The 26,541-nt window shown below is 63.6% G+C and carries 24 protein-coding genes; 15 read left to right on the top strand and 9 right to left on the bottom strand.

What is annotated here, in order from left to right:
- The first annotated feature begins 16 nt into the window (after window positions 1–16).
- The 6 genes from alr (at window position 17) to tsaD (ending at window position 5,108) form a co-directional block, all read left to right on the top strand.
- Window positions 17–1,219 carry an alanine racemase gene (gene alr, locus CPI83_RS19650; protein WP_097387602.1) on the top strand — a complete coding sequence of 401 codons (1,203 nt, stop codon included), beginning with the start codon at window positions 17–19 and terminating at the stop codon, window positions 1,217–1,219.
- Window positions 1,216–2,268 (top strand): alpha/beta hydrolase, encoded by a 1,053-nt coding sequence (locus tag CPI83_RS19645; RefSeq protein ID WP_003940782.1) that lies wholly within the window; start codon window positions 1,216–1,218, stop codon window positions 2,266–2,268. The genes alr and CPI83_RS19645 overlap by 4 nt, the downstream gene beginning before the upstream one ends.
- Window positions 2,258–2,749: a tRNA (adenosine(37)-N6)-threonylcarbamoyltransferase complex ATPase subunit type 1 TsaE gene (tsaE, locus tag CPI83_RS19640; protein WP_020969060.1), complete on the top strand. Its 492-nt coding sequence runs from the start codon at window positions 2,258–2,260 to the stop codon at window positions 2,747–2,749. Before CPI83_RS19645 ends, tsaE begins: the two co-directional genes overlap by 11 nt.
- A 136-nt stretch (window positions 2,750–2,885) precedes the next feature.
- The gene (gene tsaB / locus CPI83_RS19635; protein ID WP_097387601.1) at window positions 2,886–3,569 is read left to right on the top strand and encodes a tRNA (adenosine(37)-N6)-threonylcarbamoyltransferase complex dimerization subunit type 1 TsaB; all 684 of its coding nucleotides are present in this window, start codon (window positions 2,886–2,888) and stop codon (window positions 3,567–3,569) included.
- Window positions 3,570–3,579: 10 nt separating this feature from the next.
- On the top strand, window positions 3,580–4,074 hold the full coding sequence (gene rimI, locus CPI83_RS19630; protein ID WP_047888624.1) for a ribosomal protein S18-alanine N-acetyltransferase: 495 nt from the start codon (window positions 3,580–3,582) through the stop codon (window positions 4,072–4,074).
- Entirely contained in the window at window positions 4,071–5,108 is a 1,038-nt protein-coding gene (gene tsaD / locus CPI83_RS19625; protein ID WP_029254929.1) for a tRNA (adenosine(37)-N6)-threonylcarbamoyltransferase complex transferase subunit TsaD, read from the top strand. Before rimI ends, tsaD begins: the two co-directional genes overlap by 4 nt.
- An 18-nt stretch (window positions 5,109–5,126) precedes the next feature.
- Here the strand turns inward: tsaD and CPI83_RS19620 are convergent, their stop codons facing one another.
- Window positions 5,127–6,713 (bottom strand): Hsp70 family protein, encoded by a 1,587-nt coding sequence (locus tag CPI83_RS19620; RefSeq protein WP_097387600.1) that lies wholly within the window; start codon window positions 6,711–6,713, stop codon window positions 5,127–5,129.
- A 161-nt stretch (window positions 6,714–6,874) separates the two neighbouring features.
- Between CPI83_RS19620 and CPI83_RS19615 the strand changes: the two genes are divergently transcribed.
- A complete protein-coding gene (locus CPI83_RS19615; RefSeq protein WP_097387599.1) occupies window positions 6,875–7,435 on the top strand; it encodes a potassium channel family protein in 561 nt (186 codons plus the stop codon).
- A gap of 19 nt (window positions 7,436–7,454) precedes the next feature.
- Here the strand turns inward: CPI83_RS19615 and CPI83_RS19610 are convergent, their stop codons facing one another.
- Window positions 7,455–9,170: a TIGR03767 family metallophosphoesterase gene (locus CPI83_RS19610; protein WP_019747582.1), complete on the bottom strand. Its 1,716-nt coding sequence runs from the start codon at window positions 9,168–9,170 to the stop codon at window positions 7,455–7,457.
- A gap of 234 nt (window positions 9,171–9,404) precedes the next feature.
- On the opposite strand from CPI83_RS19610, the gene groES reads away from it, so the two are divergent.
- Together groES and groL are read left to right on the top strand one after the other, a co-directional pair.
- Entirely contained in the window at window positions 9,405–9,704 is a 300-nt protein-coding gene (groES, locus tag CPI83_RS19605) for a co-chaperone GroES (RefSeq protein ID WP_003940763.1), read from the top strand.
- A gap of 86 nt (window positions 9,705–9,790) precedes the next feature.
- Window positions 9,791–11,401 (top strand): chaperonin GroEL, encoded by a 1,611-nt coding sequence (groL, locus tag CPI83_RS19600; RefSeq protein WP_019747583.1) that lies wholly within the window; start codon window positions 9,791–9,793, stop codon window positions 11,399–11,401.
- 76 nt (window positions 11,402–11,477) lie between these two features.
- On the opposite strand, the gene CPI83_RS19595 is transcribed toward groL, so the two are convergent.
- The 4 genes from CPI83_RS19595 to CPI83_RS19580 form a co-directional block, all read right to left on the bottom strand.
- Window positions 11,478–12,215, bottom strand: coding sequence for an anti-sigma factor (locus tag CPI83_RS19595; protein ID WP_019747584.1), 738 nt, complete (start codon window positions 12,213–12,215; stop codon window positions 11,478–11,480).
- Window position 12,216: 1 nt separating this feature from the next.
- The gene (locus CPI83_RS19590) at window positions 12,217–12,885 is read right to left on the bottom strand and encodes a sigma-70 family RNA polymerase sigma factor (protein ID WP_021343586.1); all 669 of its coding nucleotides are present in this window, start codon (window positions 12,883–12,885) and stop codon (window positions 12,217–12,219) included.
- A gap of 88 nt (window positions 12,886–12,973) precedes the next feature.
- A complete protein-coding gene (locus tag CPI83_RS19585; protein WP_007728616.1) occupies window positions 12,974–13,639 on the bottom strand; it encodes a fasciclin domain-containing protein in 666 nt (221 codons plus the stop codon).
- 165 nt (window positions 13,640–13,804) lie between these two features.
- Window positions 13,805–14,101, bottom strand: coding sequence for a WhiB family transcriptional regulator (locus tag CPI83_RS19580; protein WP_003940939.1), 297 nt, complete (start codon window positions 14,099–14,101; stop codon window positions 13,805–13,807).
- 605 nt (window positions 14,102–14,706) lie between these two features.
- On the opposite strand from CPI83_RS19580, the gene CPI83_RS19575 reads away from it, so the two are divergent.
- From CPI83_RS19575 to CPI83_RS19565, 3 genes are all read left to right on the top strand, one after another.
- Window positions 14,707–15,555: a hypothetical protein gene (locus CPI83_RS19575; RefSeq protein WP_232816774.1), complete on the top strand. Its 849-nt coding sequence runs from the start codon at window positions 14,707–14,709 to the stop codon at window positions 15,553–15,555.
- A 176-nt stretch (window positions 15,556–15,731) separates the two neighbouring features.
- On the top strand, window positions 15,732–16,310 hold the full coding sequence (locus CPI83_RS19570; protein ID WP_003940953.1) for a sigma-70 family RNA polymerase sigma factor: 579 nt from the start codon (window positions 15,732–15,734) through the stop codon (window positions 16,308–16,310).
- On the top strand, window positions 16,303–17,229 hold the full coding sequence (locus CPI83_RS19565; RefSeq protein WP_020969067.1) for an anti-sigma-D factor RsdA: 927 nt from the start codon (window positions 16,303–16,305) through the stop codon (window positions 17,227–17,229). Before CPI83_RS19570 ends, CPI83_RS19565 begins: the two co-directional genes overlap by 8 nt.
- 102 nt (window positions 17,230–17,331) lie before the next feature.
- On the opposite strand, the gene CPI83_RS19560 is transcribed toward CPI83_RS19565, so the two are convergent.
- Window positions 17,332–17,736: a DUF5319 domain-containing protein gene (locus tag CPI83_RS19560; protein WP_003940777.1), complete on the bottom strand. Its 405-nt coding sequence runs from the start codon at window positions 17,734–17,736 to the stop codon at window positions 17,332–17,334.
- Between the two features lie 243 nt (window positions 17,737–17,979).
- Here CPI83_RS19560 and guaB point away from each other — a divergent pair, with 243 nt between their 5' ends.
- The 3 genes from guaB (at window position 17,980) to CPI83_RS19545 (ending at window position 22,598) form a co-directional block, all read left to right on the top strand.
- Window positions 17,980–19,503, top strand: a complete 1,524-nt coding sequence (gene guaB, locus CPI83_RS19555) for an IMP dehydrogenase (RefSeq protein WP_020723641.1) — start codon at window positions 17,980–17,982, stop codon at window positions 19,501–19,503.
- A 27-nt stretch (window positions 19,504–19,530) separates the two neighbouring features.
- Window positions 19,531–20,670, top strand: a complete 1,140-nt coding sequence (locus CPI83_RS19550) for a GuaB3 family IMP dehydrogenase-related protein (RefSeq protein WP_021332462.1) — start codon at window positions 19,531–19,533, stop codon at window positions 20,668–20,670.
- A 173-nt stretch (window positions 20,671–20,843) separates the two neighbouring features.
- Window positions 20,844–22,598, top strand: coding sequence for a GMC family oxidoreductase (locus tag CPI83_RS19545; RefSeq protein WP_020906934.1), 1,755 nt, complete (start codon window positions 20,844–20,846; stop codon window positions 22,596–22,598).
- Between the two features lie 83 nt (window positions 22,599–22,681).
- On the opposite strand, the gene CPI83_RS19540 is transcribed toward CPI83_RS19545, so the two are convergent.
- Both CPI83_RS19540 and CPI83_RS19535 read right to left on the bottom strand, forming a co-directional pair.
- A complete protein-coding gene (locus CPI83_RS19540) occupies window positions 22,682–24,439 on the bottom strand; it encodes an Ig-like domain-containing protein (RefSeq protein WP_097387598.1) in 1,758 nt (585 codons plus the stop codon).
- Between the two features lie 51 nt (window positions 24,440–24,490).
- The gene (locus tag CPI83_RS19535) at window positions 24,491–26,260 is read right to left on the bottom strand and encodes an Ig-like domain-containing protein (RefSeq protein WP_097387597.1); all 1,770 of its coding nucleotides are present in this window, start codon (window positions 26,258–26,260) and stop codon (window positions 24,491–24,493) included.
- Window positions 26,261–26,541 lie beyond the last annotated feature (281 nt).

Here is a 26,541-nt window from a genome sequence, read left to right as displayed (position 1 = left end):
TGGCAGGATTGTCGCCATGACGCTTGCCCAGGGAAGAGCACCGAAGGAGCCTGCGGAGGGGAAGGCGAGCCGACTCGACGACGCAGTAGGGCCGCAGACGGAGGCAGTCGTCGATCTGGACGCGATCGCGCACAACGTGCGTGTCCTGCGTGAATTTGCCGGTGATGCAGCGTTGATGGCGGTCATCAAGGCGGACGGATACAACCACGGCGCAGTTGCGGTTGCGCGGACGGCACTGTCGGCCGGAGCCCGGGAACTCGGCGTCACCACCATCGCGGAGGCACTGGTCCTTCGCGAGGCAGGCATCACCGCTCCCGTTCTGGCCTGGCTGCACGGCCTCGACGCCGATTTCTCCTCGGCGATCCGGTCCGACGTCGAGATCGGCGTGTCCTCGCCGCGGCACCTGGCTGCTGTCGTCGACGCGGCACGGGTTCTGGGACAACAGGCGACCGTGACGCTCAAGGTGGACACCGGTCTCAATCGCAACGGCGTCTCGAGAACCGAGTGGCCGCAGATGCTCGACGACCTCGCTACTGCCCGGGACGAGGGCACGATCAGGCTGCGCGGAGTGTTTTCCCATCTTGCGCACTCGGACGAACCGCATCACGACGTCATCGACATGCAGAAGCAGCGTTTGATCGAAGCGGTTGCCGACGTCCGCGCTCGCGGATTCGACCCCGAAGTCGTTCATCTTTCCAACTCCGCCGCTACAGTCACCCGTCCTGACCTGCAATTTGACATGGTTCGACCCGGAATCGCGATATATGGATTGTCTCCGGTGCCCGAACTCGGAGATTTCGGTTTACGACCGGCGATGACGCTGCGAGCGAAGGTGATTCTGGTGAAGAAGGTGGCCGCCGGAGAGGGCGTCTCCTACGGGCATCAGTGGGTCGCACCGCACGACACCACTCTTGCGCTGCTTCCCGTCGGCTACGCCGACGGTCTGACTCGTTCACTGAGCGGCAAGTTCGAAGTGCAGTTGGGCGGCAAGCGTCGCCAGGCCGTCGGGCGGATCTGCATGGACCAGGTGTTGGTGGACCTGGGGCCGGACGGCGACGGAGTTCGCGAAGGCGACACCGCGATCTTCTTCGGCAACGGCGATCACGGCGAACCCAACGCGCAGGCCTGGGCCGACGTACTCGACACCATTCACTACGAGGTCGTGACCGGAATACGTGGACGCACTGTGCGTACGTACATCGGGGGAGAGACGTCATGAAGACTGCAGGAAAGATGAGCATTCTCGGTGGCCTGCTCAGTGCTGTGGCGCTCGGCTCGATGGCCGGCGTGAATGCATTCAAGACCGCGACGCGTCCGGGCCGGGAAATCTACGCGGACGAGGACTTCGACCTCATGACGCGCGACCGCAAGAGCACGGTGCGCACCGAGGACGGCGTCGAGCTGGCAGTTCGCGAAGTGGGACCGGATGACGCTCCGCTGACAGTCGTTTTCGTGCACGGGTACTGCCTGAGTGCGCTGTCCTGGCATTTCCAGCGCCGCCAGCTCGAAGAGCGATGGGGCAACAAGGTTCGCATGGTGTTCTACGACCAGCGCGGACACGGAGATTCAGGTATGCCGCGTTCGAAGAGTTGCACGGTCTCGCAGCTGGGCCGCGACCTCGCGACTGTCGTCGAGGCCAAAGTGCCCAAGGGACCGATAGTTCTCGTCGGCCACTCGATGGGCGGCATGACGGTGCTCGCGCTTGCCGGTCAGCGACCCGAATGGTTCGAGGGCCGAGTCATCGGCGTCGGGCTGGTCGCGACGACGGCGGCAGGGCTGGCCGAGACCGGTCTGACCCGCAATCTGCAGAATCCGATCATCGACGGGTTCCGGTTGGCAGTGCGCACCTCGCCAGGAGTGGTTCAGCACGCCCGGGGCGCTGCGCGAGTACTGATCACGCCGATCCTGCGTGCAGCGTCGTACGGCACCGATGTCAGCCCACGACTGCATGAGCTGTCGGACGGCATGCTCGACCGGACCTCGGTCGTGACCATCGTCAATTTCTTGCGGACGTTGGAACTGCACGACGAGTCCGCGTCCCTCGAGGTGCTCGCGCACACACCGGCAGTCGTGATCTGCGGCGATCAAGACATGATGATTCCGTTCATCAGCTCCAAGCGTCTCGCTGCCGATCTCCCCGAGTCGGAACTCGTGAGAGTTCACGGGGCCGGCCATCTGGTGCAGCTCGAGTTCCCGGCGATCGTGACGGACGCAATCGACAAGCTGGTGCAGCGTGCACAGGTAGAAGAGCGGTCCGATGTCGGCTGAGAACGCCACCGGAATCCCCGAATCCGGCCAGATCACGTTGGAAACGGCCGAGGACACCGAGGCTTTCGGCCGACGCTTGGCGGCGGGACTTGTTGCCGGCGACCTGGTGGTGCTGGACGGGCCACTCGGGGCGGGCAAGACCGCGTTGACGCGCGGAATCGGCGCCGGGCTCGGAGTGCAGGGCCGGGTGACGTCCCCGACGTTTGTCATCGCTCGTGAGCATCGTCCGGGCACCCGCCCCGGCGGCGGAGTTCCCGTCGGCATGATCCACGTCGACGCATACCGGCTGGGAGACAGCGGACCGCATGCGCTCGACGAACTCGATGCCCTCGACCTCGACACCGACCTCACCGATGCTGTGGTGGTGGTCGAATGGGGTGGTGACGTCGTGGAAAGGCTCGTCGAACGACACTTGCGAGTGCAGCTTCATCGGGAACCTGAATCGGATGTGCGGACTGCGAGTTGGTCCTGGACGTCGTGAAACGGCGTTTTGTGTCGCAGACGTCGTGAAACGGCGTTTTGTGTCGCAGACGTCGTGAAACGGCGTTTGGTGTTATGGACGTCGTGACCCTCCCGGGCCGGAAGTAGTTCTTCACGTGCGGGTACCCTGAGAAATCGTGCTTGTTCTCGCAATTGACACCTCCACTCCGGCAGTCACTGCCGGAGTCGTCTCCCTGTCTGCTCCGTCACCGGACGCAGAGTCACCGGGCACCGAGTCGCCGGGCACAGTGGAGACGCTTGCCGTGCGTGTCACGGTCAATCCTCGTGCGCACGCCGAGGTCTTGACCCCTCACGTCCTCGAATGCCTCGCCGAGGCCGGGCTCACGCCGGCAGAGTTGAACGCCGTCGTCGTGGGTGTCGGGCCGGGGCCGTACACCGGACTGCGTGTCGGCATGGCGACAGGCGCTGCCTTCGGTGACGCACTCGGTGTTCCCGTGTACGGCGTGTGCAGCCTCGACGCCATCGCGGCTGCGGTACCGACCACACAGAGCCTGCTCGTCGTGACTGATGCGAGGCGTCGCGAGATCTACTGGGCGCGCTATGCCGGCGGAGTGCGCGTCGAAGGACCGGCTGTGAATTCCGCCGGCGACGTTGATCCTTCGCCTTCGACGCTGATTGCCGGATCTGCTTCGCACGTGGACTTCTTCGATCTGCCCGTCGACCCGGCGGAGACACCCTCACCGGCCGGCTTGGTCACAGTCGCTGCTCGCGAGATTCTGGCCGGATCGGTTCCGGCCCCGCTCGAGCCGCTGTACCTCCGACGCCCGGATGCGAAGACCCTCGCAGAACGTGGCAAGTGAGACCGAGCAGATGAAGTACAGCATCGAGCCGATGAACGTCGATGACGCCGAACGGTGCGGGGAGTTGGAGCGCGTGTTGTTCGCGGGCGACGGACCCTGGAGCGCGCAAGCGTTCGTCTCGGAACTTGCGGGCGCGCATAATCATTACTTCGTTGCCAGGGAACCCGACGGTCACGTCCTCGGCTACGCCGGAGTCGCGTTGTTGGGCGCGTCGCCGAACATGGAGGCCGAGGTTCACACCATCGGTACCGATCCCTCGGCTCAGCGACTGGGAATCGGCGGCGCGTTGCTCGATGCGCTTCTGACCCTGGCGGATTCACGGCAGTGTCCGGTGTTCCTGGAAGTGCGCACCGACAACGACCCTGCCATCGCGCTGTACCGGCGCGAAGGATTCGAGATCGTCGGAACACGAAAGAAGTACTACCAGCCCAGTGGGGCAGATGCGTACACGATGAGACGGCCCGCCGTGCTCGGTGTCCGCGAAATTGAGGAGCAGCAAGCATGATCGTCATGGGTGTCGAAAGCTCTTGCGACGAAACAGGTGTCGGTATCGTTCGCTGGAACGGTGACGGAACCTGCGACCTGTTGGCCGACGAGGTGGCATCGAGCGTGGATCAGCACGCCAGGTACGGGGGAGTGGTTCCCGAAGTAGCCTCGCGGGCTCACCTCGAGGCGATAGTGCCGACGATGCGCCGTGCCCTTGCTGCCGCCGGTATCGAGAAGCCCGACGCACTTGCCGTCACCATCGGACCCGGCCTGGCCGGCGCGCTGCTGGTCGGTGTCGCCGCCGCGAAAGCCTATGCCGCAGCGTGGAACATCCCGTTCTATGCGGTCAATCATCTCGGCGGTCACGTCTCGGTTGACACTCTCGAGCACGGTCCGTTGCCCTCGTGCGTTGCACTGCTGGTCTCCGGTGGTCACACGCACCTGCTTCACGTCGAAGATCTGGGCAAGCCCATTGTCGAACTGGGCACGACTGTCGACGATGCCGCCGGTGAGGCCTTCGACAAGGTGGCCAGACTGCTCGGGCTCGGCTTTCCCGGCGGACCGGCACTCGATGCTGCTGCGCAAGAGGGAGATCGGAACGCAATAGCCTTCCCCCGCGGGATGACCGGCCCGCGCGATTCGCGGCACGACTTCTCGTTCTCGGGACTCAAGACGTCCGTCGCCCGCTATGTCGAATCGAAAGAGCGCGCCGGCGAGGCCTTTTCGATCCCGGACATCGCTGCCTCGTTCCAGGAAGCGGTTGCCGACGTCCTGACGATGAAGGCAGTGCGTGCAGCCAAGGACGTCGGGGTCGACACGTTGGTTCTCGGCGGCGGCGCCACGGCCAATTCACGTATCCGTTCACTCGCCGAGCAGCGCTGCGCCGAAGCCGGCATCACGTTGCGCATTCCGAAACCTCGACTGTGCACGGACAACGGCGTGATGATCGCTTCGTTGGCTGCCCACCTGATCGGAAATGGTGCAGGCCCTTCGGAATTGAGTGTTGCCACGGACCCGGGGCTGTCGGTCTCGGTCAGCCAGTTGATGCGCTGAGAACAAACCGACTGAGAATCAACCGACTGGGACCGGTTCCCGATCCGGTGTGGTCGCGGGGCCGGGTTCGGGCGTCGAGGTATTCGGTTCACCGGGTCTTGTTGTCGGATCACCACCGGGGGTGGTGAGTTCGGTTTCGGTGGAACCGGATCCAGGATTTTCCGGCGTCGTCGGGTTTTCGCCGCCGCTCTCACCCGGGCCGAGACCGCCGCCGGGGTTTGCCTCGGTCGGATCGACCGGGGGAGTCGCCTCGGTGTCCGGCAGCGTCGGCCACCACGCCGGTGGATCGGGCAGCGTGATTCCGGGGATGGTCGGCCAGTTCGGAGTGGTCGTTGTCGTCGTCGGCGGTGTGGTTGTCGTCGACGTGTCCGGTATCGGCGCCGGCGGAAGCGTGTACTGATGCGTTGTGTACGAGTGCGTGTCGAACGGCTGTGAGTCGAACGGCGTTGTGGGATAGCCGTACTGCGGGAAGGTGCTGCCCACTACCGAAGGCAGAGGATCGTGCGAGGGGATGATCGTCGATCCGGTGCTCGGCGTCGCTTCGGGGCTCACCGTCGTCGTGGTCGAACCGGTTCCGACAGGCGAGACCGCGGTGTCGTCGGTCGGCACCAATTCCTTTGCGCCGTAGCCGAGTACCAGTCCGCCGACCACGAGCGCACCGATCAAAGCTCCCGAGACCTTGGCGGTGGATCCCGAGCGCTGGTCACTTCCGGAGCCCAGCAAGGGGAAACGAATTGCGGTGATCGAATCTGCCAGGAGTGCAGCACCTTTGGTTGCCGCAGTCTCGGGCTCGACGATCTCGACCAAGGGGAGGTCGACGGCAGCGGCGACGGCGGACCGCACGGCCGGAATGTGTGCGCCACCGCCGATGAGCACAACGGCACCGACCGGCCGCGGTGAGCCGTTCACGACTTCACGGATGAAGGTGACGGCGCGCTCGATATCCGGGGCGATGATGGCTTCGAACTCGTCGCGCGTGATCGCCATTGCGTCGACGGGAAGGTCGATGGTCACCTTGGCGGCAGTGGACAGTTGCTCTTTCGCGACGTGGCACCGGGCAGCAAGAAGCTCCGCGTCGGTGTACCGGCGCAGGTGCCCTGGCGCCTTCTCCGTCACGAAGTCGACCAATGCCCGGTCGATTCCGGCCCCCGCGAGGGCGTCGATACGGTCGGAATGCAGAACTTCACCGGTGTGATCGACGACGGACACCGTCAGACCCTGATCGCCGACGTCCACCTGAGCTGTCGTGTCGTACCGCTCGGTTTTCCCGGTCTCGGCGAGATACGCGTGTACTGCGGCAGGTTCGGGGATGGCACGGACCTGCTTCGGCGAGCGCGAGAGAGATGACCTGATGCTCGCGAGCTGGTCGTCCGTGCGATAGCTGACACCGATCGAGCGCGGCGCTTCAGATCCGTCCGTTACCTGCGTCGTCATCAGCTTGATGGACGCCCGGACGAGGTCACCGACGTTGGAATTGGCCTGATCCGCCGAGACGAAGCGAGTCTCGGCAGGTACCGCTCCTGGCGCGTTTGTGCTGGTATCGGTGTCGACGAGTGCTGAATAGACACCGGAAGATCCAGTGGAAATTCCCAGTGAACAACTCATCGCGCACCTCCTCACAGTCAATACCGGTCAATGTTCAATCGACCGCCGTTATATGAACGTTACAGAAGGTTCGTGAGGATTGCTCAGTGCTTTTTGTCTCCATGACACCCTTTTCGGACCGAAAGGGTGGTTTTACCTGCGAAATTGTCGATCATTGATTCATGCGGAAAAAAGGCGATTCTCGCCACATCGACCGGGATCGACGACGCGCGCTGATCCGGGGTGCGGTGCTTCGACCCACGCTGACGATGATCGCCTTCGGATGTGCGTACTTCTTCCTGCCGTGGATCGATGTCCACACAGTGGGTGCGATTTTCCTCTTGATCGGTGGAGGGGCAGCGGTGCTTGCCGTGACGACCTGGCAGGTGCGTCGAATTCTGCGTTCCGATGTGCCTTCTCTGCAAGCGGTCGAAGCAGTGGCGGTCGTGATGCCGACCTACTTGCTGTTGGTGTCCATCACCTATTTTTCGGTCGAGCATGCGAGTGCCGGCAGTTTCACCGAACCGCTGTCGCGTATGGCGGCCCTGTACTTTTCGCTGTCGGTGTTCTCGACCGTCGGCTTCGGCGACATCGCTGCACAGACGGACCTTGCCAGGGGACTCGTGAGCCTTCAGATCGTCTGCAATCTGGTGTTGATCGGATTCGGCGTTCGATTTGTGGTTGCCGCAGTGTCGTGGGCGAAAGCGCACCGCTCGCCTTCGAGCGGACCTGAAATCACCTAGGACACTGCGGCAATCGGAGTCATCGTCCGGTGTGGACCAACAATTCGACGTTCTGGTCGACGCCGGTACCCGTCAACTTCGGGTCGCGGTGGATGTCGTTGAACGACAGTTCGCGGTACAGCGAGGCGAGCCCGGCTGCCGACTTGTCGCTGTACTCGACTGAATTGGGACTTTCCGCTTCGAAGAGCGTCGCAAGCAACGACACCGTTCCGTCGTGATTGTCCGCGATCTCGATGATGCGCCCGAGCTGTGGGTAGTCGATGTGAGAGGCGGTGTTGATCTCCCAGAAGCCCTGCTCGGGGGTCGCGCCGGGCCACGGGGTGATCTTGTTCTCGTGGGTGTGTCCGTTGACCCAGGCAAGTACGTTCGGGAATCGATGCAGCAAGTCCAGAAGCTGTGAACCGCGCAGGCGCGGCTCGAGGACGTTCTCGGGGTCGGGAATGAGATTGTCCATCGTGTCGCTCGTGTGGTGACTGAACAGCACGAAATAGGTGTCACTGCGCGACTCGGTGACGCGAGAGCCCGCGGCGTCGTAGTAGGTGCTGCTGCCGGCGCGCAGGGTGTTCTCGATCCACTGGAACTGAGCGGCGCCCAGCGAACCGTCGACAAGGCCTGCGCGGTTGGTGGAGTCCATGCTGATGCCGACGACGCCCGGTGCGATCTGGAACGAGTAGTAGCCGATACCGGTTTCGCCGGCGTCGGGGGCGAAACCGTGCCCGACAGGGCCGGGGCCGGTGTGCGCGGGATCAAGGTGTGCGGCGATGAACTGCCGGGGTGTGAACGGTGCGCGCGACGGGTCGGGGGTGACCTGGCGCGGCGGCGTCGTGAAGGCGGACAGGATTCCGGGAATCGCGCTGGGATCGAACTTGGTGGCGATGTCGATCTGCTTGGCCTGCTCCGGTGAACCGGGCACCTCGAATTTGAGAGATCCCGTGTACATCGCTTCGAGCGGTGGGATGCCGCTTGGCACCGTGCCGGACACCGAATCGTCGTGGTTGCCGAACACGCAGTACCAAGGGGTGTTCAGGCCGGGGCTCGACACGGGAGTGAAAGCGGCCCCGAAGAAGTCCGGGATCTCCGGGAAGCCGGCCTTCTTGTACATGTCGAGCATCGGCGATTCAGGGTTCCAGTAGAGATCGGCGCCCGAGTTCTGCACACCCTCGTAGCGGTCCTTGGCGCCGGTGTTGGCGACGACGGTTCCGCCGTTGAGTGAGGTGAGGAACCAGTCGAGTTCGGCGAATTCCTTGTTGTCCGTGTTGTCGCCGGTGGTGACCACGGCATCGAAGGGGCGCGAGGTGTGCGGGCCGCTCCCGATCGAATTGACGCGTCGGACAAGCGAAATCAACCCGTGCGCCGTCAAGGTCTCCTGGGGGCGGAACGCCGAGCCGGTGATCTGATGGACGTATTCGAAGCGCATGGGGGACTGGGCGTCGACGATGTGGACGTCGGTCAACTGCACGAGTGAGGCGAGCGCGGTGCGTCGGTCCTCGCGTCCTGACTTCGGCTCGGCCAACTCGCTGCGCACGATGTTCGCCCAACCGGGACCGGCAGTGAGCCTGGTGTAGCCGCTGCTGCTGACGGGCGTGGACACGGACTCGAGAGTGGTGCCGGGACCTGACGTCGGAATGGTCGACGCGCCTGCGTATTGCAGGCCCCACGGCTTGCCAAGGCTGACCGCGCCGACGGCGCCGAGTCCGGCGAAGGTCAGAAAACTACGGCGATTGATGTTCGTCACGAAGTGAACAATAGGTGAACGTGGTGGACGGCTGTCCTGTTTCGCTCTGGACGAAGAGAAAAAATGCGCCCAGTCCTTGAGGGTTGGCACTCTCACGTATAGAGTGCCAATTGGCGCTGATCGAGTTCCGGCACCCGCGACGACGGGACTGCAGTGACGCGCCGTAAACGGCATACCCAAACAGCTGTCCGAGGATCGCCTCGGACGCACATACCCCAAAGTGGAGGGCTCATCGTGGCGAGCGTCAACATCAAGCCGCTCGAGGACAAGATCCTCGTCCAGGCCAACGAGGCTGAAACGACGACGGCTTCCGGCCTGGTCATTCCTGACACAGCCAAGGAAAAGCCCCAGGAGGGCACCGTCGTTGCAGTCGGCGAAGGCCGCGTCAACGAGCAGGGCAACCGCATCCCGGTCGACGTCAAGGAGGGTGACACGGTCATCTACTCCAAGTACGGCGGAACCGAGATCAAGTACGCCGGCCAGGAATACCTGATCCTGTCGGCACGCGACGTGCTGGCTGTCGTCTCCAAGTAAGACACACGTGATCCGCCCCGGAGTCCACACAGGATCCCGGGGCGGAATGCGTTCGCGCCCCGAAGATTCAGGAGCTGACAGAACAGATGTCCAAGCAAATTGCGTTCAACGAGACCGCACGCCGCGCTCTCGAAGCCGGAGTCGACAAGCTTGCCGACGCCGTCAAGGTGACCTTGGGCCCGCGTGGACGCCACGTCGTGCTCGCCAAGGCATTCGGCGGCCCCACCGTCACCAACGACGGTGTGAGCATCGCCCGTGAGATCGAGCTCGAAGATCCCTTCGAGAACCTCGGCGCGCAGCTCGTCAAGAGCGTCGCCACCAAGACCAACGATGTTGCCGGCGACGGCACCACGACCGCGACCGTTCTGGCCCAGGCCATCGTCCGCGGCGGACTCAAGAACATCGCAGCGGGCGCGAACCCGATGGCGCTCGGCGTCGGCATCAACGCCGCAGCCGACAAGGTCGTCGAGGAACTGCTCGCCGCGGCCACCCCGGTCGAGGGCGAGAAGTCGATCGCCCAGGTCGCCACCGTCTCCTCGCGTGACGAAGAGATCGGCAAGCTCGTCGGCGAGGCACTCACCCGTGTCGGAACCGACGGCGTCGTGACGGTCGAGGAATCCTCCACCGTTGCAACCGAACTCGTTGTCACCGAAGGCGTTCAGTTCGACAAGGGCTACCTCTCGCCCTACTTCGTCACCGACATCGATGCGCAGAAGGCCGTCTACGAAGACGCGTTGATCCTGCTCTTCCGCGAGAAGATCAGCTCACTTCCCGACTTCTTGCCGCTGCTCGAGAAGGTTGCCGAATCCGGCAAGCCGCTCTTGATCATCGCCGAGGACGTCGAGGGTGAAGTTCTCTCCACCCTGGTGGTCAACTCCATTCGCAAGACCATCAAGGCCGTCGCCGTCAAGGCGCCGTTCTTCGGTGATCGTCGCAAGGCATTCCTCGACGACCTCGCAGTCGTCACGGCAGGCACCGTCATCAACACCGACGTCGGCCTCTCCCTGAAGGAAGCCGGCCTCGACCTGCTCGGCAGCGCTCGCCGCGTTGTCGTCACCAAGGACGAGACGGTCATCGTCGACGGTGCCGGCACCGCTGACGACATCGCGACCCGCGTCGCGCAGTTGCGTCGCGAGATCGAGAACACCGATTCGGATTGGGACCGCGAGAAGCTCGAAGAGCGTCTGGCGAAGCTGTCCGGCGGCGTGGCCGTCATCAAGGTCGGCGCAGCCACCGAAACCGATCTCAAGGAACGCAAGTTCCGCGTCGAGGATGCGGTCAACGCAGCCAAGGCAGCAGTTGCCGAGGGCATCGTCCCCGGTGGCGGATCGGCTCTTGTTCAGGCCGGTACGGCTCTGATCGGGAACCTCGGCCTGTCGGGTGACGAGGCCACCGGCGTTGCCGTGGTCCGTGAAGCCCTCAACGCTCCGTTGTTCTGGATCTCCAGCAACGCAGGCATCGACGGATCCGTCGTTGTCAGCAAGGTCGCCGAGATGACCAAGGGCGAAGGCTTCAACGCTGCCACCCTCACCTACGGCAACCTGCTTGCCGACGGCGTCGTCGACCCGGTCAAGGTCACTCGCTCGGCAGTGGTCAACGCCGCTTCCGTCGCGCGCATGATCCTCACGACCGAGAGCGCTGTCGTCGAGAAGCCGACCGAGGCAGTTGCCGACACCGGACACGGTCACAGCCACTAGCTCGCTGCTCGTAGTTTCGACAAAGAAGAGATCCCCCACCGGATTCCGGTGGGGGATCTCTTCTTTCGTCTGGCGATCAGATGAGCGGGATCGTTGCGAACGGCTCGCTGGTGGGCTGCTGCGATCCGCCGGGCGGTTCGACCGTGAACGCCAACTTCGTGTTCGGGCCGATGCCGTCGAGCACCACCTGGGTAGTGGGTTTGACGTCGCTCGGAGCCATCGTCCCCATCGGGATCATCGTGGTGTCGTCGGTGTCGCCCGGCACCAGCCACATCTGGTAGACGGTATCCGGACTCGGGGGAGTCACATCGTTCATCACGAGGACTGCGGCGTCTTCGGAGGGCGAGAACAGCGTCGTGGCACTACCGCCGCCCGGGATGTCACGCGTCGTGGCATGAACGTCGGGTGCTGCCATGATTTCGGATGCGGGGTTCTGCGGCGGCGTGTTGTCGGACAGCGTGCGTCCGATTCCGATGCCGCCGACCAGGATTGCGACTGCGGCGGCCGCCGCAAGAGCCATGGTCCACGGGCGTCGACGGTTACGACGCTCGGCCAGCGAAACCGGGGCGTTGGGAGCCGCGGTCTGTTCTGCGATCGAGGCGAGGACGCTGCTGCGCAGTGACGGCGGGGGCTCGACGGCGTCGACGACGGTCATCGCGGCCATGGTTTCGGAGGTGAGTCGGACCTGGGCGTCGAATTCGGCGCGGGTCGCGGAGTCCGAAGCGGCAAGTCGTCTGTCGACCTCACGGCGCTCGTCGAGGTCCAACGCATCGATCGCGTAGGCGTACGCGTAGTCGATCAGCTCTTCGTCCATCTCACATCACCCCCAAACATCCACGTAGGCGCAGTAGTCCGTCGCGAATTCGCGACTTGATCGTGGGAATCGCCACGCCGAGATCTTCGGCCACCTCGCGGTACGTTCGGCCGCCGTAATAGGCGAGAGTCACCGATTGGCGCTGAGTGTCCGTCAGCGTTTCGAGACAGTCGGTGACAGCACGATGCTCGTCTCTTCGTGTCACTTCGTCGCTGACGACGTCGAACTCGGGAGTGGCATTGGTGGTGTCGTAGAGAGCCTGTCGATCCGAACTCGACTGTTCGGAGCGCACGCGATCCACCGCGCGGCGGTGGGCAAATGTCAGAAGCCAGGAGAGTGCGGACCCCTTGGCAGGATCGAAGCTGTCGGCCGATTTCCAGGCTTGGAGGTAGACCTCTTGGACCGCTTCCTCGGAGAAGCCTGGATCACGGAGTACACGGAGAACCATGCCGTAGACACGGGAGCTGGTTCGGTCGTAGAACTCGGCAAAGGCGCTCTGGTCGCCACCGGCCACGTTCGCGAGGATCACTGCCAGCTCGCGTGATTCCACGATTCGCGCGGTGCGGGCCGCAGAATTGTCCGTCGGGCATGCGTCGGCCGCATCCGACGCATGGTCTGGCTCGCTCACGAAGAGTTGTCTCGCTTCATCGCGTACAACCGTAGCGTGCATGTCCGGTTCTTTTCTCTCGGCCCGCCGTTGGCCGCTGTGCGCCTTTATTAACCGCGGGGGGTTAATAAAGGCGCACAGCAGGTGGGGACTACTGCGGCATCAGCACCGAATCGATGAGGTAGACGGTGGCGTTTGCGGTCTTGACTCCACCGCAGACGACAGTTGCGTCGTTGACCTTGATGTTGTCACCGGATCCGGTGACGGTGACCGTTCCGCCCTCGGCGGTGGGGTGCGTTCCGTCGATCGCGTCAGGAGCGATCTGGCCGGGAACCACGTGGTAGGTGAGGATCTTGGTGAGCGTGGCGCTGTCCGTCTTGAGGCTGTCGATCGTCGCGGGGTCGATCTTGGCGAATGCCGAGTCGATCGGCGCGAAGACGGTGAACTCGCCGCCGTTGAGAGTGTCGACCAGGTTGACGTCCGGGTTGAGCTGTCCGGAGACTGCCGCGGTCAAGGTGGTGAGCAACGGATTGTTGGATGCCGCTGTGGCAACCGGATCCTGGGCCATTCCGCTGACCGATCCGGCGCCGCTCGGCACTGCGGCTGCATAGTCGGCACAACCGGCACCGACCAGATCAGAAGCAGGCTCCGCCATCGCGCTGCTGGGAGACATGCTCGATCCCATGGCAGAAGACGTCATGGCGGCGCTGGACGTGTCGGTCGACGAATCGTTGTCGTCGGAGGAGCAACCGACGACGCCGAAGACGGCGAAAGAGGCTGCTGCGGTGACTGCCAGAACTCGAGTAGAGGTGTTCATGGGTCTGCCTTCCTGAAGGGATGTGCTGAGGTGCACTGTCAGAAGGCATTCGGAGTCGGTTGTCGACAGGATGGGTCGGAGTCGGAAATTCTTTTCAGGAGCTGATGTAAACAAGCAAAAGCCCCCGAAAACTCTCGGGGGCCTTGTGCACTCGACCTACGTGTATCAGGAAGCTATGCGGGTGGTGCGACGGTGGCGCGCATGTAGTTCACGTTCGGTTTCCGACATTCCTCCCCAGATGCCGTACGGCTCGGCGACGGTCAGCGCGTGGCTGCGGCACTGCATCAGTACCGGGCACTGACGGCACATCTCTTTTGCGCGGGTTTCGCGCTGGGCACGTGCTCTACCGCGTTCGCCATCGGGATGGAAGAACATGGAGGAGTCGACTCCGCGGCACAGACCGTGCATCTGCCAGTCCCAGATGTCTGCGTTGGGGCCTGGAAGGTGATTCGGTGCAGGCATGTTGACTCCTTACTGCAAGCTCGCGTTGATCAACGAGCGGACCAAGTTGCCCGGAGGTTATCCGGGCCTTCTGAATCGTTCACGCTTGCTAACCGTAAGGGTGCTGAGTAAATCGCGTCAATAGGCTCGTTCAGTGGCGATCGGCATATATCGAAATGCGAGAGTTAACGAAGTATATATTTACATTTCGGGTCTCTCATGCGTTGTGCTGCGCCGATGTTGAAATCGGGTCGATCGAGGTGGTGGCAGGCAAGCCTGGCTGCTCGAGATGCGAAACCCACAGATCAGGGATATGTTTGGTGCTGATCGCCCGGCGAAAACACTCAGTCGTTCGGCTCGGTTTGCGTCATTTGTCCGATATTGCGCGGGCAGGGTCGTACTCCATTTCGGGACTTAGTGCCCAAGTTTCAACTAGGACATTTGTCCAATAAGTAATGCGCAGTTAACGTCACGGATATATGCCCGTTAAATATCATTACGAGTACATTCGGCAAATCTCAGTTGAATATCTGATTAACTCCGACAAACTTGCCTTTTCGTCTTCCCGTGCGGCAAACGGCATCGGTCAGGCGCTTGTCTGTTGGCGCTGCTGCGATGATCTACCTGTGTCGACACCTGAGCCCCCTGAATCGCCTTCGTTCACTGAGTCACCTGGCCTTCCCGGGACTCTCGAATCCGCTGCATTCGGTGCGGATCCGGACCTTGACCGTCTCCCGGCGCCGTGCTCTACCCGGGATTGGTGGACAACGGCAGTAATTCTGGGTGGTCAGGGGCACTACGCCAGGGCGCGGGCAGCATTGGATGTCCTCGATCGGCTCACGACGGGGTCCTCGACGCACGCGGATCGAGTTCTTGCCTCCCTGTCTGCCAGTACGAGGGCGTCGTTTCTTCGCCAGAGTGGACGTCATGCACTCGCGTCGACGTGGGACGGGCGCGCACTGGCGATCGTCGGCGGTCTGCCAGTCGATCCAGAGGCTGCCTGTGACGCTCTGACCGGTCTGGCCGCGGACGCCCTCGGCTGTGGCCGGCTTCCGCTCGGCTGGCGCCTGCTGGCGGAATGTCGGACCCGTCTGGGCGGCGAGGGCGGGCTGTGGCGGCAGGAAATTCGGATCGAATGGGTCTCGGCGGAACTGGCTCTGGCAGGAGGTGACTTCGCGCGCGCCCGCAGACACGCAGAACGCGCCGTCGAATTGTCGGGGAAATCGGAGTCCGTCCGGCACCGCGTGAAGTCGGATCTACTGCGCAGCGCCGCGCTGACCGGAACAGACCCGAGCTCGGCGGTGGAGTCGGCAGCGGAAGTGCTGGCGCGGTGTCAGCAATACGGCCTGCTGCCCCTGGCCTGGGCGTCGTCGCTGCTGATCGAGGGCGTGAGCGGCGGGAGGACCTCGCCGAGTGCCCGTGAGATCGGCGATCTGATTGCGATGCGCGGTGGATCACTCCTACCTTTGTCGTAATCGATCCACCCGAAGTCTCTCGCGAACGATTCCCACAGGGCTGTTTCGATATCGCGACTGCTGGGCGGGCATGCGGAGACCAGCCGGTCCGGATGGTTACTCTTAGAGGGTTCCGCTGAGAGCGGGAGCACACCCGCTCGGGAGGTGCCACTGTAACGCCAGGATTTTCGCTGACGATGACAAATACGAGCGATGAGTTGGACACCGCGGTCGCCGCTGCTGCGCAGGGCGACCGTACAGCTCTAGCTTTGGTTCTGGAGAACATCCGACCGATGGTGGTGCGCTACTGCCGCGGTCGAGTGGGTGCGGCCGAGCGGGGACACCTGTCCGCTGACGACGTCGCGCAGGAAGTGTGTCTGGCCGTGATGACCGCGCTGCCGCGTTATCAAGACCAGGGACGCCCGTTCATGGCCTTTGTGTACGGAATTGCCGCGCACAAGGTTGCGGACGCACATAGAAGTTCCGCCCGTAACAAGTCGGAGCCCGTTTCCGAAGTACCGGATGTAATAGCACTGGATGATGGTCCCGAACAGCGAGCGCTCGATTCGGAGTCCAGCAGACAGATGCATGAACTTCTCGGCACACTTCCGGAGAAGCATCGAGAAATCTTGATACTTCGCCTGGTGGTCGGGATGTCGGCCGAGGAAACGGCCGTCGCCGTCGGTAGTACCGCCGGAGCTGTACGAGTCGCTCAGCACAGGGCGATCGCGAAACTGAAAAAAGAAGTAACGAAAGCAGGTGAGAGCTTTGGCTAGAGACGAGGGGCGTGACGCTTCGAATCTCGGTGATCTCGCCGACGACGGTACGCCAGTGGACTTGGCTGCGGTTCGGCGTGACGATGCGCTGATCGAGTCCATTTCGAGTGGCGGGCCGGTAGCAACCGATAGCACCGAACAGTACGAACTTGCGTTGATTCTCTCGCAATGGCGTGACGATGTCGTTGCGACTCCGATGCCCGAGGGTCCGTTGTTGGACGATGTCATCGCTGCAATCACAGCGACGCCGTCCGGCTTCTCCGATCGTCAGCGTTCACGTTCCCGTTCCCGATTGCGTGTGGTCCGCCCGATCGCCGCCGCAGCAGCTGTTGCAGCAGTGGTCTTCGGTGGCGCCACAGCGATGGCGTACGACGCCCAGCCCGGCGATGCCCTCTGGGGCGTCAAGCAGGTCGTCTTCGCCGACGAGGCCAACTCGACGGTCGCGAAGATCGACACGACATCCGAGCTGGAAAAGGCCGAGCGTCTGTTGGCCGCCGGGGACATTCCCGCGGCAAAGATGGTGCTGGACAACGCAGCTCACCGTGCCGATGCGGTCAAGGACTCGCAGGACAAGACGGATCTCGTCGAGCGTTGGGGCAAGTTGATGACGCAGGTCCAGGAGACCACGTCACCCGCAGTACCGCCGTTGACGTCCGATCAGCAATCCTCGCTTGCCACCTCTCCCACGGCGATTCCGGGGACTTCAGTCAATCCGGCCAACCCTCAGTTGTCTGGCGGCGTGACCACAACGACAACGCCCGACCCTGGAATCATGCAAGCGCCTGGTCCAAGCGCGGCGTCGTCTACACCGTCATCGTCGCCCACGACGACTACCACGACCACGACGACCACCACGACAACGACGTCACTGGCCCCGGCCTCGTCGCCGTCGGGTGATTCTTCTTCACCCCCACCCTGAGGTTCCCGCTCTGATCGCATCGTTGCGGTCCAGGTTCATACGAAAGTGGCCGACAAGCAATTGCTTGTCGGCCACTTTCGTATGAACCTGGTGGGGTTTCGCTCAGCTGTCGAAACCGTCGCCGTGCATCGCCTCGTTCATCGACGCGTCGGCGTATCCACGGCAGTAGTCCCACGTGACATATGCCTCAGGCATCGGGTCGTAGGCAGGCTCGTGGGGGCGGACGGTTCCGTCCACGAGGAGCTGTAGCAGGTTTGCGCGCAGCATGTCCCAGTCGTGGTAGTGATCTTGTTGGCAGTCCTCGCAGCACACTACGAGACCGCGGATGCCGCGGTGGGCGAGGAGCGCCTCGTAGACGGCGAGGTCAGCGAGATCCTCCTCGACCGCTTGGCGTTCGTGGGGGTCGAGTGGTTGGCCCGGCTCGATGGCATCGAGAGCCGCGGAGGGGTCAGCTGGGTCGCCGGCGAAGGGATCTGGCGGCAGACCGGGGGGCAGTTGATCACGCACAGCACCACGGTACGCAGGTCAGGGGGGTCAGCGCCACTTGTTACGCGTACCCGCAGCGTGGGTGGGATGGTTCGGACCTTTGAGTGAGCCGATACCATGGTGTGCAACGCCGGGAAAAGGTGCCAGGAATTTCTTTCCGTGCAGGCGCCTTCTATCCGATATCCAGCTTTCGTAATCCGTTTCGAGGCGGCTGCTACAGCGGTCGCCCTGGGCGAATCTAGGTCCATGGAGGGTCCTGACCGCATGAGTAGTTCTGCAGGACATGTACACACCGGAGGAGACGACCCCAACAAGGTCGCGATGCTGGGACTGACTTACGACGACGTGCTGCTGTTGCCTGCTGCGTCCGACGTCATCCCGAGCCAGGTCGACACGTCCAGTCAACTGACCCGCGACATCCGTCTGCGGATTCCGTTGGTCAGTTCTGCGATGGACACCGTCACCGAGTCGCGCATGGCAATTGCGATGGCACGCGCCGGCGGCATGGGTGTTCTGCACCGCAACTCGTCCGTCGAGGTTCAGGCAGGACAGGTCGAGACCGTCAAGCGCTCCGAGGCCGGCATGGTGACCGATCCCGTCACGTGTAAGCCGACCGACACCATGGGTGAGGTCGACGCGAAGTGCGCTCGCTTCCGCATCTCGGGTCTGCCGGTCACCGACGACGCCGGCCAGTTGGTCGGCATCGTCACGAACCGTGACATGCGTTTCGAGGTCGACCAGAATCGTCCGGTCGTCGAGATCATGACCAAGATGCCGCTGATCACCGCTCAGGAAGGCGTCACCGCAGACGTGGCACTGGGCCTTCTTCGTCGGCACAAGATCGAGAAGCTGCCGATCGTCGACGGCAACGGCAAGCTCACCGGCCTGATCACGGTCAAGGACTTCGTCAAGACCGAGCAGCATCCGGACGCCACCAAGGACCGTGACGGTCGACTGCTCGTCGGCGCTGCAGTCGGTGCAGGCGACGACGCCTTCCAGCGTGCGATGGCGCTCACCGATGCCGGTGTGGACGTACTTGTGGTTGACAGTGCGCACGGTCATTCGTCCAACGTTCTCGACATGATCGCCAAGCTCAAGCGTGAACTGGGTGAGCGGGTTCAGATCATCGGTGGCAACGTCGCTACGCGCGCGGGTGCTCTGGCACTGGTCGAAGCCGGTGTCGATGCCGTCAAGGTCGGAGTCGGCCCTGGTTCCATCTGCACCACCCGCGTCATCGCCGGCGTCGGTGCCCCTCAGGTCACGGCCATCCTGGAAGCGGTTGCCGCGTGCAAGCCTCTCGGTGTGCCCGTCATCGCTGACGGTGGACTCCAGTTCTCCGGTGACATCGCGAAGGCTCTCGCCGCGGGTGCGTCGACGGCCATGCTGGGTTCGCTCCTGGCCGGTACCGCTGAATCGCCCGGCGAACTGATCCTGGTCGGCGGCAAGCAGTTCAAGAGCTACCGCGGAATGGGTTCGCTCGGCGCGATGCAATCGCGTGGCGAGGCCAAGTCGTACTCCAAGGACCGGTACTTCCAGGACGACGTACTTTCCGAGGACAAGTTGGTTCCGGAAGGCATCGAAGGACGTGTTCCGTTCCGTGGCCCGCTTTCCCAGGTGACGCACCAGCTCACCGGTGGTCTGCGCGCTGCCATGGGTTACACGGGGTCGGCGACGATCGAGCACCTGCAGAACGCTCAGTTCGTCCAGATCACGGCGGCCGGTTTGAAGGAAAGCCATCCGCACGACATCACGATGACTGTCGAAGCACCCAACTACACCGCTCGTTAGCAACCAGTACACGAGAAAGGGGCGCGCGTGCGCGACCTCGTTGAGATCGGCATGGGTCGAACGGCCCGACGTACCTACGAGTTGGACGATGTGAACATCGTTCCCTCCCGGCGAACCCGTTCGTCGAAGGAGGTGTCGACTGCTTGGCAGCTCGACGCTTACAGGTTCGACATCCCAGTCCTCGCACATCCCACCGACGCGTTGGTCTCGCCGACCTTCGCGATCGAGCTGGGTAAGCGCGGCGGCCTCGGTGTCATCAACGGTGAAGGCCTGTGGGGCCGTCACCCCGATGTCGAGGAGAAGCTCCGGCGTCTCGTCGAGATCGCCGAGAAGGACGGTGGCGTCGACGCAGCCATCCGCTACTTGCAGGAGCTGCACGCGGCACCGCTGCAGGCGGGTCTTCTGGCTGCTGCGGTGGCGCAGGTCCGTGATTCGGGGGTCACCACTGCCGTTCGGGTCAGTCCGCAGAATGCGCGCGCACTGACGCCCGAGCTGATCAAGGCCGGAATCGACCTGCTGGTCGTCCACGGCACCATCATCTCGGCCGAGCACGTCGTGCACACCGAGCAGGAACCGCTGAACCTCAAGACGTTCATCTCGGAACTCGACGTTCCGGTTGTCGCTGGTGGGGTCAGTGACCACCGCACCGCGCTGCACCTGATGCGTACCGGCGCTGCCGGTGTCATCGTCGGGTACGGCTCCACCGAGGGTGCAACCACCACCGGTGAGGTCCTGGGTATCGGCGTTCCGATGGCCACGGCCATTGCCGACGCTGCAGCAGCCAGGCGCGACTACCTCGACGAGACGGGTGGACGCTACGTCCACGTCATCGCCGACGGTGACATCGCAACTTCGGGTGATCTGGCGAAGGCCATCGCCTGCGGTGCCGACGCTGCCGTTCTGGGCGCGCCGCTGGCCGTGTCCGCCGAGGCGCCGGGTGGCGGCTGGTACTGGCCGTCCGCTGCGGCTCATCCTTCGGTTCCTCGTGGAGCGCTTCTTCCGGTTTCCTACGGCGAGCGTCCGAGCCTGGATCAGGTCCTGAGCGGTCCTTCGGATGATCCGTACGGTTCTCTGAACTTCGTCGGCGGTCTTCGTCGGTCGATGGCCAAGGCCGGGTACTCCGACCTCAAGGAGTTCCAGAAGGTCGGACTGACGGTCCGCGCGTAGTTTGTACCTTTCTGTGGCCCCGGTTCTTCGTGAACCGGGGCCACAGTTCGTTGTGCAGGACTTTCTTCCGTTCCTGATACTTGCGGTTACGCTTATGGGGCCCCTTGTGGTGGTAGTCACAAGGGATAGGTGCATACTGGCGGGTAACTACGGTTCACGGTGGAGGTGTCCTGATGGGCAAGCAACGGGCAACGGACTACGACGTACTGATCGTCGGATCCGGGTTCGGCGGAAGCGTGAGCGCGCTTCGTCTCGTGGAGAAGGGCTACAAGGTCGGCGTCATCGAAGCCGGCCGACGGTATGCCGACGAAGATTTCGCGAAGACCAGCTGGGATCTCAAGAAGTTCCTCTGGGCTCCGAAGCTGGGTTGCTTCGGCATTCAGCGCGTGCATCTGCTGCGCGACTGCCTCATCCTCGCGGGCGCAGGCGTCGGCGGCGGGTCGTTGAACTACGCCAACACGCTGTACCAGCCACCGGAGCCGTTCTTCCAGGACAAGCAGTGGGCGCACATCACCGACTGGCGAAGTGAGCTCACCCCGTACTACGAGCAGGCTCAGAAGATGCTCGGTGTCGTGCAGAATCCGCACATGACGCCCGCTGACGAGATCATGAAGTCGGTCGCCGACGACATGGGCGTCGGCGACACGTTCATCCAGACCCCTGTCGGCGTCTACTTCGGTGAGCCGGGCAAGAAGGCGAAGGACCCGTACTTCGGCGGCGTCGGACCCGAGCGCACCGGTTGCATCGAGTGTGGCGAGTGCATGACGGGTTGCCGTCACGGAGCGAAGAACACTCTCCTCAAGAACTACCTGGGCCTTGCCGAGACAGCCGGCGCCGAGATCATTCCGATGACCACTGTGTCCGGACTTCGTGAGGCTCGCGACGGTTCGTGGGATGTGTTCACCGAGCGAACCGGTGCATTCGGGCGAAAGAACCGCCGCACCTACACGGCTGCGAACGTGATTCTCGCGGCCGGAACGTGGGGCACTCAGCATCTGCTCTTCGACATGAAGGACACCGGCGCTCTGCCCAAGCTCTCCGACAAGCTCGGCGAGCTGACTCGAACGAACTCCGAATCCATCGTCGGCGCAGGCAAGTACAAGGTCGATCCTGCACTCGACCTGACCCGCGGAGTGGCGATCACGTCGTCGTTCCACCCGAGTAGTGACACCCACATCGAGCCGGTCCGCTACGGCAAGGGTTCCAACGCGATGGGACTGCTGCAGACCTTGATGACGGACGGCGGTGGCTCGACACCGCGGTGGATCAAGTTCCTCGGTGTGGTCGCGAAGAACCCGTACCAGATGCTGAGGATGCTGACCGTCAAGGACTGGAGCGAGCGCACGATCATTGCGTTGGTCATGCAGAACCTCGACAACTCGATCACCACGTACACGAAGAAGGGCCTGTTCGGTCGACGCAAGGTCACCAGCAAGCAGGGCCACGGTCAGCCGAACCCGACGTGGATTCCCGAGGGCAACGAGGCGACGCGTCGAGTTGCCGCGAAGATCGACGGCGTCGCAGGCGGCACGTGGGGCGAGATCTTCAACGTTCCTTTGACCGCGCACTTCCTGGGCGGTTGCGCTATCGCGTCGGATTCCGATCACGGCGTTATCGATCCGTACCACCGCGTGTACGGCTACCCGACGCTCAGCGTCGTCGACGGTGCAGCGGTCTCGGCCAATCTCGGCGTGAATCCGTCGCTGACCATCGCCGCTCAGGCCGAGCGCTCGGCCTCGCTGTGGCCGAACAAGGGGGAGACGGACCTGCGTCCCGCCCAGGGCAGCGGCTACGAGCGTTTGGCTCCGATTGCACCCAAGTCGCCCGTGGTGCCGGCGTCGGCTCCGGCAGCGCTGGTTCTGCCGATCGTGAAGATCACCGGCGGCAAGACGGCTACGGCTGTTCCGGCGGAGCCTGCTGCCGGATAGTTCACCGCGAACCGAAAAGGGGCGTGTCGTCGAGGATTCGACGGCACGCCCCTTTTGCAGTTTCAGATCGTCAGCCCACCTTGTCAGCCGCCCAGCGACCCGAAGAGGGTGCCGAGGTCGAGGCTGCCGGTTCCGCCACCGGGTCCGCCGTCGGTATCACCGGGGACGGTCAGGGTCTGCGGCGCGGAGGCCGAGGACGTGTAGCCCGAACCACCCACGAATTCGGCGGTGACACTGTAGGTCCCGGAGTTGTAGAAGGTGGCCGGTACCGTTGCGACACCGTTGACCACGTCGACCGGTCCACCGATGAGGGTGTCACCGACCTTGAACTGGACCTTGCCCGTGGCCCCGGCCGGATCGACCGTTGCCTTGAGTGTCACCGGGGTGTTCTTCTGGACAGTTCCGACCGCGTCGAGAACCGTGGACGTCTCGACGTCAGCGGGAGCCGGAGTCGTGACACTGACCGGGAATGCCGGGGCAGCGGACGGCGCGAATCCTGGTGAACCCGTGAACTTCGCGACAACCTTGTGCGTTCCTGTCGAGGTGAAGGTGTACGGAGCGATGGCAACTCCGTCTGTTCCGACCGTGGCAGTCAGCGTTTCGGTGCCGTCGACGATGAAGTCGACGGTGCCGCCGGTGCCCTGCGGATCGACCTTGGCGGTGAGGTTGACGTCCTGACCGACCTTCGCGGTAGACGGCGAAACCGTTGCGGTAGTGGTCACGGAGTCAGGCGGCGCATCGGTCGTGACGGTCACGATCTTGGCCGACGCCGACGTCGACGCCAGGAATCCGGGTGCACCGCTGTAGCTCGCGGTGATGGAGTGCGGTCCGTCCTCGGTGAAGGTCGGGGAGATGCTTGCCGACCCTCCGGTGACCGGCACCGCGTCGCCGAGGGGGTTGTCGCCGTCGAAGAACTGGACGGTTCCACCGTTTGCGCCGCCGCTCACGTTGGCCGACAGAGTGACAGGAGTTCCGTTCTTGGCGTTGGCCGGTCCGACGACAGTGGTGGTGGTTGCCTTGTCCGCCTCGATGATCCGTGTCGTGGCGAGGGGGCCTGCGCCGCTGTTGAGCGGACCGTTCTCGGCGTCACGCGGGGTGCATCGTGTGGGTGCCCAGGCGGTGATGACCAGGGTGGCCTTGGGGAGGAACGTGAGGAAGTTGCGATCGTTGTTCCACGCTCCCGCGCTGCCGCCGGTGCGTACCTTCATCGCGACGTCCCCTGAATCGCCGGCCTTGAGAACTGCCTTGACCTGGGGGAGTTGGAACTGGGTGTAGCCGTCGGCATTGTTGGAACCGTCGACGTTCTTGCCGGTCGCCTTGACGACGATGCCGCCCTCGGAGTTGATGCTCGAGCTGGGGCTGTTTCCGATGACCTGGTTGTTTCCGGAGAGGCGCAGAATCGTTCCGTTGGGATCGACGTTGCCGTTCTCGTTGACGCGCAGGATGTTCGGCGCGACACCGCTGAGCCCTGCCGAAGTTCCGGGAACGATGGTGGCTTCCACCAGGGTGGCGTTCGCGGGAACGTCGACGTCGACCTTGATGCGGGAGACGTTCTGGACGGTCGCCCCCGAAGCCGATCCGGGGAAGGCGATGGGACCGGGTTGGATGGTGACCTCGAAGGTCTCACCCGCTCCGACGCTCTCCGGTGCGTCGACGATGACCGAACCGGACTGGGACTGCGTGGTCGGACCGGCGACGGCGGACGGGGTTGCGAGGCAACTCGTTCCGAAAGTTGTTGTCACCGGGGCCGCTGATGCGGGGATTCCCGCGAGGATGACGCCACTGGCGAGTGCCGTGGCGGCGATCGGCGCCGCGATGCGACGTCTGGAGTACACGAACATGGATTCTCCTGAGCTGGGTACGGGAGTGGTGTCCAAAGCTGATGTGGGGGACTAGCTTCCGAAGAGCGGGATGAGGCCGCTGAGTGAACCGGTGTCCACGCTTCCGGTGCCGCCGCCGTCTGTCGGTACGGTGCCGACCTGCACGACCGTCGGGCCGGAGACGGAGTTCTTCCAGCCGGCGTCGCCGACGAAGTTGCCAGTGAGGCCGAACGTTCCCTCGTCGTCGAAGGTGTGCGTGAGCGTCGCGACGCCGTTGACGACGGCAACGGGTGCGCCGATGGGCGTCGTGCCGGACTTGAACTGGACCATTCCGTTTGCTGTTCCGGGTGCAACGGTGGCCTTGAGTTGCAATGCCTTTCCGACCTGAGCGGAGCCGCTGACAGTCAGAACTGTCGTGGTGTCCGCGCGGGCGGGCTCGGGATCGGTCACGTTCACCGTGAACGATGTGGACGTGGAGCCGATGAATCCGGTTCCGCCGGAGAACTCGGCAACTACGGCTGCGGCACCGGCTGATGCGAAGGTGTGCGGGAGGATCGCGACGCCGTCACCCGTGCCGACGGGTGCGGTACCGACCTCGGCGCCGTCGACCTTGAACGTCACGGTTCCGCTGCTCGGGATGGGGGAGACGGTGGCCGAGAGGTTGGTCGGTTCACCGACGACTGCTGTGAGCGGTTCGACAACGGTGGTGGTGGTTCCCCAGTCGGGATCGCTGACGTCGAGTTGGGTTGCGGTGGACACTGAATCGCCGTAGCCGGCCTCGCCGGTGAACACTGCGGTGAAGCTGTGCGTGCCGGAGGCGTCGTAGCTGCGGGTCAGGGAAGCCGTTCCGTCGACCACGGCCACCGGTGCGCCGAGGTTGGTGTCGCCGTCCTTGAACTGCACCGTGCCCACGGCGTTGGCCGGAGTGACGACGGCGCTCACGGTGATGCTGTCACCGACCAATGCTGCGTTCGGAGCCGAGATCGTGGTGGTGGTGTCCGCGGAGACGTCGACGGTCTGGACTCCGGAGGTCGAGCTGTGGAATCCCGGACCGGCGTTGTACGCGGCGGTGATGTCGTGGGCGCCGACGCTGTCGAAGGTGTGGGAGAGGGTGGCGCTACCGCCCGAGACCGGGACGGGTGCGCCGATGTCGTTGCCGCCGTCCTTGAACTGGACGGTGCCGCTCGCGTCGGACGGCGCAACCGTCGCGGTCAGGTCGACCGGCGTGCCGACCTTCGCCGTTGCCGGTGCAACCAGAGTGGTACCGGTGGCGACAGACGGGTCGACGACCTGGACGTTGACGTTGATCGGGTTGAGGCCCTGCTGCGTGCTGAAGGCGTTGACGTCGAAGAGCATGCCGCTGTCGTACGTCCCGAACGCTGTGCCGACAGGGACCGTGTAGGTCGCTTCGAGCGTGACGGGTTGGTTCTTCTTGACGACGAATCCACCGACGAGGAAGGTGCAGCCGCTCGAGCACTTCGCTGAGACTCCGCCATCTGATTCGTTGCTGATCGTCGCCCGGTTGGTCACACCCAGGTAGGTGGCCTTGGCGCTGCCCGGCACGAGGACGAATCCTGCGGGCGGGATGTCACGGATCTTTGCGATCGACCGTTCGATGCCGCTTTCGTTGTGCTTGATCTCGGTCTTGTACGTGACGGTGTCGCCTGGGTGAACTGCCGCGTTCCCGATGACACTCTTCGTGAAGATCAGATTGTCGGTCGTGCCGGTGAAGGTGGTCGGCGGGGCTTCGTCAGCAGTGGCCGGCGTGCCGAGGACTAGAAGTCCGGCGGCAGCCGTCACAGCCGCGACAGGTATGGCGAGTCGTCGTATGAATCGACGCACAGGTCCTCCTCGAGGTGAGCGCCGTTCGGCGGCGCCGGCCGTTTGCGATCGTGATCCTGATCACTTGACGGGCGAGATTACCTTTACTGGACGTTTGGTTCAGGCGAATCGGTCAAACGTCCAGAAAATTCACCCTCCGTCCATTTCGGGCTCTGGCCTGCGATGATGTCGCTAATTTGATTGCCGAAGCTAAGGTGCGGGTGATTGGGGCATCGTTGACCTGGACGGTGGTCTAGGTCGCCCCGAGGTCGCCGCGCAGTCCGGAGGGTCGGCCTTTGTAG

It is taken from the genome of Rhodococcus sp. H-CA8f (assembly GCF_002501585.1).
GTDB classification, from domain to species: domain Bacteria; phylum Actinomycetota; class Actinomycetes; order Mycobacteriales; family Mycobacteriaceae; genus Rhodococcus_F; species Rhodococcus_F erythropolis.
This window is presented reverse-complemented; position numbering and strand designations above follow the sequence as displayed.